We start from the raw sequence: 8,954 nt of genomic DNA, 5'->3' as shown, positions 1-8,954 counted from the left end.
GATACACCCCTGAAACTCAGGGGCTTGAATCACGCAGCCAAGTCGACCGCAACCAAATTAATAGGTCCAGAACCTAATGAGTATTGAGTGATGACGACATTTTCGAAATCCGTCATATTTGCTTCGGGTCTGATTGTGGTGATTGGGTGGCTTGCTGACGGGGGGTCCGTCGAAGTTGAAGCAGCCAACATGGTTCAACAGTTTGATGGTAGTAGTGTTTTTTAGCACCGCGCAGAACTAAGCAGGGAAAAAGGAGCCTTTCGGCTCCTTTTTTCCTTTGTTGTCTAGTGGTGAAGAGCCTCGCCGCTTTGGAAATACGCAGCCAGTTGCGGTTGCAGCCAATCCCAAAGCCGAGGAGACCCCGCTGCAATTGCAGGCTGAACTCGCGCCTCAAGCTGAGCATATGTTACCTTGTAATCGACCCATGACCCGCCACCGGTTTCCAGATTGGCGATAGGTGTCTGAAAACGGTCGACGGCTTTGGCGAACTTGGCGTCTGGGCTGTCTGCAGCTTCAAACTCTTGCCACAGCGTGGTGAAGCCCTTGCATTGAGTGTCAGGCAACAGGCCAAACAACCGCTTGGCCGCCGCTTGTTCCTTGGCAGCTTGCGCCGCGTGATCGACCTGCCCGTGGATCGGATTATCGCCGGCGTCGATTTCGACGATATCGTGCAGCAACAGCATCTGAATCACCCGATCAACACTGATCTTCTGAGGCGCGCTTTCAAACAGGACCCATGCGTAGAGCATGATGTGCCACGAGTGTTCCGCCGAGTTTTCAAAACGATCACCCGCCATCAGCCGCGAGGCGCGGAGAACGGATTTCAGCTGATCGGCTTCAGTCAGAAACGGCAACCGGGTCGTAAACGCATTGGCGCGCGTATCTGTGCCGGCCAGAAGGTTGATGGCATGCTCGTAGGCCAACGGAAAAACCTGTGCCAGATAGGCTGCACGGCCGCCTTCGAGATTTGAACGCGCTATGTCCACGTGGTCCGGATTGGGGTTAGGGGCACACAGAACCTGAAACAGTGGCTGACACCGGTCCAGTATCTTGGCAAACCGGGCGTCGGGGGACTGATCCTCCTCAAATTCACGCCAGAAAGCGTGGAGCGCATCAGCCTGATCCTTTGGCAAAAGCCCAAACAACTCCAAAGCTGCGGCTTGCTCAGCCTTGGCAACCGAAGCCCAATCTGTTTCAAGATGAATTGGGTGGTCGCCAACAACGATCTCAACCAGATCATGTATCAAAAGCATACGGATGACCCGATCAATCGAGACATCCGACCCCGCCAACGGGGCCATGACCAAGGCCCACAAGGCCAGATGCCAGCTGTGCTCCGCGGAATTCTCGGGCCTCGACTGGTCAAGCAGGACATTTGCCCGCTCGACCATTTTCAGTTCGTCAGCCCGTTTCAGAAATGCGATTTGCGCCGACAAACGGTCGGTCATTGTTTTTCGATGGCCTTCAGTTTGGCGCGATGCGCAGACAGGCGTTTGATTACAAACTGCCTGGCCTTCCGTTCAGCCAAACGAACACGAATTTCCGTAAGAAACGCTTCTTCCAGAGACTGAGATGCTGCCCCGAGCACTTCACCAACTTCGACAAAAAATCTGTCTTCGCCTGTCTCATCCATAACCTTCATCGTATCTTCGGCCAGTTTGGCCGCAAGAGATGTGATGGTGTCGGACATTAGCGGGTGTTCTCGGTCAGGCGCCGTTTCACATAGTCACTGACCTCGGTGATCATCGTGTCCATGTGTCGATCCTGAAAAAAGTGATCGGCCCCTTCCACCTCGGTGTGGGTGATGGTGATTCCCTTTTGCTCGTGCAGCTTGTTCACCAGCGAGGTTGTGTCAGCCGGAGGCGCCACCCTGTCAGCCGTGCCGTTGATGATCAGGCCGGAAGACGGGCAGGGGGCAAGGAACGAAAAGTCGTACATGTTTGCAGGGGGCGATACACTGATGAATCCCGTGATTTCAGGGCGGCGCATCAGCAGTTGCATACCGATCCAGGCACCGAACGAGAAACCTGCAACCCAGCAGTGCTTCGAATTGTTGTTCATCGATTGCAGGTAATCTAGCGCCGAGGCTGCATCGCTCAGCTCACCCACGCCCTGATCATATTCGCCCTGACTGCGACCGACACCACGGAAGTTAAAGCGCAACACGGTGAAGCCCATGTTGTAAAAGGCGTAGTGCAGATTATAGACCACCTTGTTGTTCATGGTCCCGCCGAATTGAGGATGCGGGTGAAGCACGATGGCGATCGGTGCGTCTTTTTCCTTTTGCGGGTGGTAGCGGCCTTCCAGGCGGCCTTCGGGTCCGGGAAAAATCACCTCGGGCATGTGTGCTTTGGTCCTGTCTTTTTCGTACAGATGCCCGGATATACTTGACGATAATCGTCGGGCACCTTAGAACGGTTCTAATTACATTGCATGGCGTTTTTTTTGCGCTGCCAATCGGAGATACGCACTGGCAGCGTCGGCGTCAATGATTTCGCGCAAATCCTGCTGAGAGGAGACATGGAATGAAGCTGTCGACAAAGGGGCGTTACGCAATGGTCGCTCTGGCGGATATAGCGCTTCATCCGACAGAAAGCTTGGTGACGCTTGGGGAAATCTCCGAGAGGCAGGACATCTCGTTACCGTATCTCGAGCAGCTCTTTGTCAAACTGCGTCGGGCGGACTTGGTGTCTTCCGTTCGCGGACCCGGTGGCGGGTACCGACTGGCTCGCCCTGCGTCTGAAATTCGCGTTGTCGAGATACTGGCGGCCGTAGACGAAACCGTTGATGCCCTGCAAAAAGGGGCAGGAGCGTCCGGAGCTTCATCCGGCAGTCGCGCGCAATCGTTGACCAATCGGCTTTGGGAAAGTCTCAGCGCACATGTCTATGTGTTCCTGCATCAAACCCGCTTGTCGGATGTGATCAAGAACGACCTCGCCCCGTGCCCGGCCGTTCCGAGCCTGTTTTCTGTTGTAGATGAATGAACTGAACAGGCGAGGTAAGAAATGAAGTCTGCCGGCAAAAAGATGTATCTATGAAACGTGTTTATCTGGATCACAACGCAACAACGCCGCTGCGTCCAGAAGCGAGGGACGCGATGATTGCGGCCATGGATGTCTGTGGCAACCCCTCGTCGGTTCATGCGGAAGGTCGTGCCGCCAAAGCTCTGATCGAACGTGCTCGGGCTCAGGTTGCATCGGCCTTTGGGGCGGATGGAGCGGATATTGTTTTTACATCTGGTTCAACCGAAGGTGCGGCGCTGACATTGTCGAGGCGCCAATTGCACGGCGCAGGGATTGAGCATGACGCGGTAAGAGCTTGGATCAAAGAGGATCTTTCGGTTTCTGAGTTCGGAGACGTGCAGGTGGCCGCACCTGAAATGTCGACATTGCAACTGGCAAACTCAGAGACAGGGATTGTTCAAACACTGCCGTCCGGTCTGGCCGTGACAGACGCCACACAGGCTTTTGGCAAGCTACCCGTCGCGTTCAACTGGATGAGTGCGCATATGGCCTTGGTTTCCGCCCATAAGCTGGGCGGCCCAAAGGGTGTCGGTGCCGTTGTGATAAAGCGAGGAACAGATCTGGCGGCGCAGATCAAGGGGGGCGGCCAGGAAATGGGCCGCAGGTCTGGGACCGAAAATGTCATTGGTATCGTGGGGTTCGGCGCGGCAGCTGAAGCTGCAGCACGGGATCTGGCCAATGGCGTTTGGGAGCAGGTCGAAGAATTTAGAAATATTCTAGAAAACGCTCTTGAGGCCGCTGTAAAATCACCTATTTTTGTCGGGAAAGGGCGGCGACGCCTGCCCAACACCCTGTGTTTTGCTGCGCCCGATTGGAAGGGTGAAACCCAGGTCATGCAGATGGACCTGTCGGGTTTTGCCGTCAGTGCGGGCTCTGCCTGTTCCAGTGGCAAGGTTCGTGCCAGCGCGGTGCTTACCGCAATGGGCTTTGACGAGGAGACAGCCAGCAGCGCAATCCGCGTGTCGCTGGGACCTCGGACAACGGAAGAAGATGTGCTGCGTTTCGCCGAGACGTGGCTTGAGAAAGAGAAAAAGCATCGCGCGCGAGCTGCGTGATCTGACGGAGGGTAAGTCATGGCCGCTTTGGACCAGACCCAGGTTAAAGAAGGTGTCGATCAGGAAACCGTTGATGCGGTGCGCGAGGCCGGAACCTACAAATACGGCTGGGACACTGACATTGAGATGGAGTACGCGCCGAAAGGTGTGAACCCGGACATCGTGCGTCTGATCTCGGAAAAGAATGAAGAACCGGAATGGATGACCGAATGGCGTCTGGCCGCGTTTGAACGCTGGACCAAGATGGAAGAACCAAACTGGGCCATGGTCACCTATCCCAAAATCGATTTTCAGAACCAGTATTACTATGCCCGTCCGAAATCGATGGAAGAGAAGCCAAAATCCTTGGATGAGGTCGACCCCAAGCTGTTGGCCACTTACGAAAAGCTGGGTATCCCGCTGAAAGAACAGATGATTTTGGCCGGTGTCGAAGGTGCTGAAGACGCCCCGGCTGAGGGCCGCAAGGTTGCTGTCGACGCGGTGTTTGATTCCGTTTCGGTTGGCACGACCTTTCAGGCCGAACTGAAAAAGGCCGGCGTGATCTTCTGTTCGATTTCAGAAGCGATCAAGGAACATCCTGAACTGGTCAAGAAGTATCTGGGCACTGTAGTTCCGGTGTCGGACAATTTTTATGCGACACTGAACTCGGCCGTGTTTTCGGATGGGTCATTCGTATACATCCCGCCAGGTGTTCGTTGTCCGATGGAGCTGAGCACATATTTCCGTATCAACGCGGAAAACACAGGCCAGTTCGAACGCACGCTGATCATCGCTGACAAAGGCTCTTACGTATCCTATCTGGAAGGCTGTACCGCACCTCAGCGCGACACCGCTCAGTTGCATGCAGCCGTGGTTGAAATCATTCTGGAAGAAGACGCCGAGGTAAAATACTCGACCGTTCAGAACTGGTTCCCCGGGGATGAGAACGGCAAGGGCGGCATCTACAACTTCGTGACCAAACGTGCCGACTGCCGTGGCGATCGATCCAAGGTGATGTGGACGCAGGTCGAAACGGGTTCGGCCGTGACATGGAAATACCCGTCGTGCATTCTGCGGGGCGAAGAAAGCCAAGGAGAGTTTTACTCGATCGCAATTGCCAACAATTACCAGCAGGCAGATACCGGCACCAAGATGGTTCATCTGGGCAAGAACACCAAGTCGCGCATCGTGTCCAAGGGCATCAGCGCGGGCAAGGCACAGAACACGTATCGCGGTCTGGTTTCGATGCATCCGAAAGCCAAGGACAGCCGGAACTATACCCAATGCGACAGCTTGCTTATTGGCGACAAATGCGGGGCACATACGGTTCCGTATATCGAGGTCAAGAATAACTCATCGCGGGTTGAGCATGAGGCGACGACATCCAAGGTGGATGACGATCAGCTGTTCTACTGTCGTCAGCGCGGCATGGACGAAGAAGAGGCCGTGGCCTTGGTGGTCAACGGCTTCTGCAAAGACGTTTTGCAAGCACTGCCGATGGAGTTCGCCATGGAAGCGCAGCAACTTGTGGCAATCTCGCTGGAAGGGTCGGTCGGCTGATGACGCGGGCGTCACGAAACGGCATCCGGAAAGAAGACGTGCTGACCTGGCTGGGGTACGCATTGCCGGTTCTTGGCGGTCTGCTTGGCATGGCTTACGTCAACATCAACCACATGGAATTCATCAACCCGGTTTGGGCGGTTGGCGGAGGGGCGATCCTGGGCTGGATCGCCGCGAGGTTGATCCGCAAGTTTCTGGGATAAGAAGGTTTCGGGGCCAGAGTGCCCCTTGCGATACGCAAAAGGATAAAAAATGCTGGAAATCAAGAATCTGCACGTAAAACTTGAAGAAGAAGACAAGCAGATCTTAAAGGGTGTGGACCTGACGGTTGAGGCCGGCAAGGTACACGCAATCATGGGGCCGAACGGGTCAGGCAAGTCAACACTCAGCTACGTGCTGTCGGGTCGCGACGGGTACGAAGTGACCGAGGGTTCTGCCACGCTGGACGGTAATGACCTACTGGAGATGGAACCGGAAGAACGTGCTGCGGCCGGCGTTTTCCTTGCGTTCCAGTACCCAGTCGAAATTCCGGGCGTGGGAAACATGACGTTCCTGCGCACCGCTGTGAATGCGCAACGCAAGGCGCGCGGTGAGGACGAACTGTCCGCTGCGGATTTCCTCAAGGAAGTGCGTGCCAAAGCCAAGACGCTGAAGATCGACGCGGATATGCTCAAGCGTCCGGTCAATGTTGGTTTCTCGGGTGGTGAAAAAAAGCGCAATGAAATCCTGCAGATGGCAATGCTGGAACCCAAGATGTGCATCATGGACGAAACCGACTCGGGTCTGGATGTGGACGCGATGAAACTCGTCGCTGAAGGCGTGAATGCGTTGCGCGATGAAAGTCGTGGGTTCCTGGTCATTACGCATTATCAGCGCCTGCTGGATCACATCAAACCTGACGTTGTTCACATCATGGCCGATGGCCGCATTGTCAAAACCGGTGGCCCCGATCTGGCGCTTGAGGTTGAAAACAACGGTTATGCCGACATTCTTGCCGAGGTGAACTGATGGCCTTGCCCGAAGTCAAACAATCCGCAACCGAGGCACGGCTGTCTGCTCTGACCATGCCTGACGCGGGATGTACCCGCGCCGCGCGCGAAGACGCGCTGGCCCGTGTTCTGGAAACCGGTCTGCCTGGGCGGCGTGACGAATACTGGAAGTACACTCAACCGGATACGCTGGTCTCACCAGACGCAAACCCGGCTGCGGTGTTTGCTGATGACGAGCCGTTGATGTTCAGCGAACTAGACCGGCTGAACATCGTCTTTGTGGACGGTGAATTCAGCGCCGAAGAGTCGGACGACCTATCGCTGGAAGGCGTGACCATTGATCGACTTGAGGACATCTGCTGCAAGGACATTCATTGGGCGAAAGACCTGTATGGCGTACTTGAAACGCGCGGTCAGTCCCCGGTCCAGCGCCCCTTGGCGGCACTGAATACGGCTTTTGCATCAGATGGCGTGGCGATTCACGTTACTGGCAAACCGTCCAAACCGATCAACCTGATCTATCGTCATGCGTCGCCGACCTCTGATGCGATCCTGCACCATATCGTTCGCGTGGAAAGCGACGCCGAGGCGACCATTCTGGAAACCGGCCCGGCGGCGTCACGCTTCAACAAATGCATGGAGATCGACATTGCCGACAAGGGCACGCTGCACCATGTGCGCGCGCAGGGCAGGGATCATGAGCGTCGCGCTGCGACCCATTTATTTACCCGACTGGGCACGGAGTCGGTCTACAAGTCCTTCACACTGACTGTGAATGGCGTGCTGACCCGCAATGAGCAGATTGTCGAGCTGACCGGCGATGACGCCATTGCGCATGTCGCAGGGGCATGCGTTGGTGATGGCGACTTCCACCATGATGACACGGTTTTCATCACCCATGACGCGGTGAATTGCGAAAGCCGCCAGGTTTTCAAGAAAGTGCTGCGCAACGGGGCGACCGGTGTGTTTCAGGGCAAGATCCTTGTGAAGGAAGGTGCCCAGAAGACTGACGGTTATCAGATCAGCCAATCGCTGCTTCTGGACGGTGACAGCCAGTTCCTCGCCAAGCCTGAACTTGAGATCTACGCCGATGATGTGGCGTGTTCGCACGGTTCAACCTCGGGTGCGATCGACGAAACCGCGCTGTTTTATCTGCGGTCCCGTGGTGTTCCGACCAAAGACGCGACCAACATGCTGACATTGGCTTTCCTGGCCGAAGCGGTGGATGAGATCGAAGACAGCGCTCTGGCGGAAGAGATCGTAAGCCGTCTGGAAGGGTGGCTGGCGCGTCGTAGTTGATGGCCGTTTCGTCAGACATACTGGCCACATACCGGGGGCCGGGGCGCGTGGTGCGTCGGCTTCTTGAAATGGGTCAGCGGGAAGACAGGGCGCTGGTGTTTGTCATGGCCTTTTGCGTGGTGGCCTTTGTCGCGCAATTGCCCAGCCTTGCCCGAAAAGCGCACTTGGAAGGGCTTGAGCTAAATATGCTGTTGGGCGGGGCCTTGCTGGGCACTGTCATCATCCTGCCGCTGTTCTTCTACGCGCTGGCTTTTGCATCTTTTGGAGCCGCCCGTTTGGTCGGAGGGCGCGGAACAGCTTACGGAGCCCGTCTTGCGTTGTTCTGGGCACTGCTGTCATCAACCCCTCTGGTTCTGTTGAATGGTCTGGTTGCCGGGTTCATCGGACCGGGGCCGGCATTGACTCTGGTCGGTTTGATCTGGCTCGGGGTGTTTTTCTGGTTCTGGCTGGCCGGTCTCAGACAAGCGCAAAGGCAAGCAGAATGAACGTTGTTAACCTTGCCGTTCAAACTGTGATCAATCCGGCCGTGGTCGCCCGGCAGTTGTTGGATATCCGCCTCGGGCGCGAGGTTCTTTGGTTGGCGTTTTTCCTGGCGGTTGTTCTGAGTTGCCTGGTGCAGGTTGGGAGGCTTCAGTTTCTGCCGCTCCAGCAGGGGGAACTGGCGCCAGTATCAGAGTCAGTCGGTCTTTACCTGATACGTTCGGCTGCCTTGTTGCTTGTTAGCATTCTGGCGTTTTTGTTTGCAGGGCGCTTACTTGGCGGCGTCGCGACGTTTAATGGCATCATGACACTGATTGTCTGGCTGCAATACCTTCAGATCGTTGCGATGCTCATCACTCTTGTTTTGGCGATGGTCCTTCCGTTCTTGATGCTGATGTTTTCTCTCGCAACGTTTGTTCTGAGCCTTTACGTCACGCTCCATTTCCTGAATGAAGCCCATAAATTCGGATCGCTCTGGAAAGCATTTGGGGTCATTTTGTTGGCCGGCGTGGTTGCCGTGCCCTTTGTACTCGCATTGATGCCCAACGCTCCGGTATAGGGAAAAGAAA

The 8,954-nt window shown here is 55.7% G+C and carries 11 protein-coding genes; 8 read left to right on the top strand and 3 right to left on the bottom strand.

All coding sequences use genetic code 11. The annotated features are described in order from the left end of the window. Positions 1-284 precede the first annotated feature (284 nt). From AC2FLP_RS06425 to AC2FLP_RS06415, 3 genes are read right to left on the bottom strand one after another with little or no spacing between them, the layout of a single operon-like run. The gene (locus tag AC2FLP_RS06425; protein ID WP_496682291.1) at positions 285-1,448 is read right to left on the bottom strand and encodes an HD domain-containing protein; all 1,164 of its coding nucleotides are present in this window, start codon (positions 1,446-1,448) and stop codon (positions 285-287) included. Further along, a complete protein-coding gene (locus AC2FLP_RS06420) occupies positions 1,445-1,690 on the bottom strand; it encodes a hypothetical protein (protein WP_117868922.1) in 246 nt (81 codons plus the stop codon). Before AC2FLP_RS06420 ends, AC2FLP_RS06425 begins: the two co-directional genes overlap by 4 nt. After that, the gene (locus AC2FLP_RS06415; protein ID WP_117872752.1) at positions 1,690-2,343 is read right to left on the bottom strand and encodes an alpha/beta hydrolase; all 654 of its coding nucleotides are present in this window, start codon (positions 2,341-2,343) and stop codon (positions 1,690-1,692) included. The genes AC2FLP_RS06420 and AC2FLP_RS06415 overlap by 1 nt, the downstream gene beginning before the upstream one ends. A 182-nt stretch (positions 2,344-2,525) precedes the next feature. Between AC2FLP_RS06415 and iscR the strand changes: the two genes are divergently transcribed. Genes iscR through AC2FLP_RS06375 form a run of 8 tightly spaced genes read left to right on the top strand, consistent with a single transcriptional unit; the run spans position 2,526 to position 8,944 of the window. Next, a complete protein-coding gene (iscR, locus tag AC2FLP_RS06410) occupies positions 2,526-2,984 on the top strand; it encodes a Fe-S cluster assembly transcriptional regulator IscR (RefSeq protein WP_117868923.1) in 459 nt (152 codons plus the stop codon). A gap of 50 nt (positions 2,985-3,034) precedes the next feature. Next, the gene (locus tag AC2FLP_RS06405) at positions 3,035-4,078 is read left to right on the top strand and encodes a cysteine desulfurase family protein (protein WP_496682287.1); all 1,044 of its coding nucleotides are present in this window, start codon (positions 3,035-3,037) and stop codon (positions 4,076-4,078) included. An 18-nt stretch (positions 4,079-4,096) separates the two neighbouring features. Then, on the top strand, positions 4,097-5,617 hold the full coding sequence (sufB, locus tag AC2FLP_RS06400; protein WP_117868925.1) for a Fe-S cluster assembly protein SufB: 1,521 nt from the start codon (positions 4,097-4,099) through the stop codon (positions 5,615-5,617). Further along, on the top strand, positions 5,617-5,820 hold the full coding sequence (locus AC2FLP_RS06395) for a hypothetical protein (RefSeq protein ID WP_117868926.1): 204 nt from the start codon (positions 5,617-5,619) through the stop codon (positions 5,818-5,820). Before sufB ends, AC2FLP_RS06395 begins: the two co-directional genes overlap by 1 nt. Positions 5,821-5,869: 49 nt before the next feature. Beyond that, positions 5,870-6,625 carry a Fe-S cluster assembly ATPase SufC gene (sufC, locus tag AC2FLP_RS06390; RefSeq protein ID WP_117868927.1) on the top strand — a complete coding sequence of 252 codons (756 nt, stop codon included), beginning with the start codon at positions 5,870-5,872 and terminating at the stop codon, positions 6,623-6,625. Then, positions 6,625-7,905: a SufB/SufD family protein gene (locus tag AC2FLP_RS06385; protein ID WP_299636813.1), complete on the top strand. Its 1,281-nt coding sequence runs from the start codon at positions 6,625-6,627 to the stop codon at positions 7,903-7,905. Before sufC ends, AC2FLP_RS06385 begins: the two co-directional genes overlap by 1 nt. Next, positions 7,905-8,390, top strand: a complete 486-nt coding sequence (locus tag AC2FLP_RS06380; protein WP_117868929.1) for a YIP1 family protein — start codon at positions 7,905-7,907, stop codon at positions 8,388-8,390. The genes AC2FLP_RS06385 and AC2FLP_RS06380 overlap by 1 nt, the downstream gene beginning before the upstream one ends. Next, positions 8,387-8,944, top strand: a complete 558-nt coding sequence (locus AC2FLP_RS06375; RefSeq protein ID WP_299636812.1) for a Yip1 family protein — start codon at positions 8,387-8,389, stop codon at positions 8,942-8,944. The genes AC2FLP_RS06380 and AC2FLP_RS06375 overlap by 4 nt, the downstream gene beginning before the upstream one ends. Positions 8,945-8,954 lie beyond the last annotated feature (10 nt).

The organism is Ruegeria sp. CDSA141, assembly GCF_059612005.1.
Note: the sequence above shows the minus strand (reverse complement) of the source record. Positions and strands in the feature narration are given on the sequence as shown.

Bases quoted from the DNA above. Each gene is read 5' to 3' on its own strand.
- AC2FLP_RS06395 (WP_117868926.1), top strand. From the start codon at position 5,617: ATGACGCGGGCGTCACGAAACGGCATCCGGAAAGAAGACGTGCTGACC.
- AC2FLP_RS06405 (WP_496682287.1), top strand. From the start codon at position 3,035: ATGAAACGTGTTTATCTGGATCACAACGCAACAACGCCGCTGCGTCCA.
- AC2FLP_RS06385 (WP_299636813.1), top strand. From the start codon at position 6,625: ATGGCCTTGCCCGAAGTCAAACAATCCGCAACCGAGGCACGGCTGTCT.
- sufB (WP_117868925.1), top strand. From the start codon at position 4,097: ATGGCCGCTTTGGACCAGACCCAGGTTAAAGAAGGTGTCGATCAGGAA.
- AC2FLP_RS06375 (WP_299636812.1), top strand. From the start codon at position 8,387: ATGAACGTTGTTAACCTTGCCGTTCAAACTGTGATCAATCCGGCCGTG.
- AC2FLP_RS06380 (WP_117868929.1), top strand. From the start codon at position 7,905: ATGGCCGTTTCGTCAGACATACTGGCCACATACCGGGGGCCGGGGCGC.
- sufC (WP_117868927.1), top strand. From the start codon at position 5,870: ATGCTGGAAATCAAGAATCTGCACGTAAAACTTGAAGAAGAAGACAAG.
- AC2FLP_RS06420 (WP_117868922.1), bottom strand. From the start codon at position 1,690: ATGTCCGACACCATCACATCTCTTGCGGCCAAACTGGCCGAAGATACG.
- iscR (WP_117868923.1), top strand. From the start codon at position 2,526: ATGAAGCTGTCGACAAAGGGGCGTTACGCAATGGTCGCTCTGGCGGAT.
- AC2FLP_RS06415 (WP_117872752.1), bottom strand. From the start codon at position 2,343: ATGCCCGAGGTGATTTTTCCCGGACCCGAAGGCCGCCTGGAAGGCCGC.
- AC2FLP_RS06425 (WP_496682291.1), bottom strand. From the start codon at position 1,448: ATGACCGACCGTTTGTCGGCGCAAATCGCATTTCTGAAACGGGCTGAC.